General features: G+C 48.5%; 5 tRNA genes and 2 rRNA genes. All 7 read right to left on the reverse strand.

From position 1 onward, the window contains the following. A 23S ribosomal RNA gene (locus tag BZG74_RS15420) occupies positions 1 to 311 on the reverse strand; the annotation flags it as partial. A gap of 428 nt (positions 312 to 739) precedes the next feature. Further along, positions 740 to 815 (reverse strand) — tRNA-Ala (locus tag BZG74_RS15425). Positions 816 to 844: 29 nt separating this feature from the next. After that, positions 845 to 920 (reverse strand) — tRNA-Val (locus BZG74_RS15430). Between the two features lie 12 nt (positions 921 to 932). Beyond that, positions 933 to 1,008 (reverse strand) — tRNA-Ala (locus BZG74_RS15435). Positions 1,009 to 1,021: 13 nt separating this feature from the next. Then, positions 1,022 to 1,097 (reverse strand) — tRNA-Lys (locus BZG74_RS15440). Between the two features lie 2 nt (positions 1,098 to 1,099). After that, positions 1,100 to 1,175: transfer RNA gene (locus tag BZG74_RS15445), tRNA-Glu, on the reverse strand. 81 nt (positions 1,176 to 1,256) lie between these two features. Then, positions 1,257 to 1,378, reverse strand: a 16S ribosomal RNA gene (locus tag BZG74_RS15450); the annotation flags it as partial.

A 1,378-nucleotide genomic window follows, 5' to 3' on the forward strand; every position in this document is an offset into this window, starting at 1 on the left:
TGCCAGGTTTTCCAACCTGTTCACCTAACGCCTAAGCCGCTTAAGGGCTGCTCCGGGTTCGCTCGCCGCTACTGCCGGAATCTCAATTGATTTCTTTTCCTTCGGGTACTTAGATGTTTCAGTTCCCCGAGTTCGCCTCTTAGCGCTATGTATTCACGCTAAGATACCTGCTTATGCAGGTGGGTTTCCCCATTCGGAAATCCCAGACTCAAATGGCTTTTACTGCCTTATCTGGGCTTATCGCARGTTARTACGTCCTTCATCGCCTCTGACTGCCAAGGCATCCACCGTCTACGCTTARTCACTTAACCATACAACCCCAARAGGTCTTTTTGCTCGATCTTTCTCTTTTATACGGCCTCTTGCTCACCGTTTGCTTGGTCACGTAACACGTTACGCTCCCAGCGACAAACGCCTCGCGCGAGATTGTCTAAAMAAGAAATCTGTGTCGCAAAACCACTGAGTGTTGAATCATCAACCAATTAAGGTTTTGTTTTTGCCGGACTCAAAATAGAGACTTTGCTTATCAATAAGACAAAGCCCAAGCACACTTGATTGTGTGAGTGACATTTCTGTCACTGATTGAGAACTTTACTGTCATTCTTAAAGAATGACTTGTCAGCTTTCCAGATTGTTAAAGAGCATGTGTATCTATCATAAAGATAAACCACTTTATTTTTTGCTTTCAGACAGCGCTCATCGCAACAGGCGTCAACTGCTGTAAAAACAAAGAGTAAAATGGTGGAGCTAAGCAGGATCGAACTGCTGACCTCCTGCGTGCAAGGCAGGCGCTCTCCCAGCTGAGCTATAGCCCCAATATATGGTGTTATCTAAAGAGATAAAATGGTGGGCGATACCGGGCTCGAACCAGTGACCCCCTCCTTGTAAGGGAGGTGCTCTCCCAACTGAGCTAATCGCCCATCCTTCAGACTTGGTGGAGCTAGGCGGGATCGAACCGCCGACCTCTTGCATGCCATGCAAGCGCTCTCCCAGCTGAGCTATAGCCCCGCGCCTGAGAAAATGGTGGGTTGTACAGGATTCGAACCTGTGACCAATTGATTAAAAGTCAACTGCTCTACCAACTGAGCTAACAACCCAATGGCGTCCCATAGGGGAGTCGAACCCCTGTTACCGCCGTGAAAGGGCGGTGTCCTAGGCCTCTAGACGAATGGGACACACTGATATGTTTGGGAACATATCCTCTTTAATTCTTCAACCTATACAATCTGTGTGAACACTCGCAACAATAGCGTCAGTAAGGAGGTGATCCAGCCCCAGGTTCCCCTAGGGCTACCTTGTTACGACTTCACCCCAGTCATGAACCACACCGTGGTAAACGCCCTCCCGAAGGTTAAGCTATCTACTTCTGGTGCAGCCC

Source organism: Salinivibrio sharmensis (assembly GCF_001995985.1).
Taxonomy (GTDB): Bacteria; Pseudomonadota; Gammaproteobacteria; order Enterobacterales; family Vibrionaceae; genus Salinivibrio; species Salinivibrio sharmensis.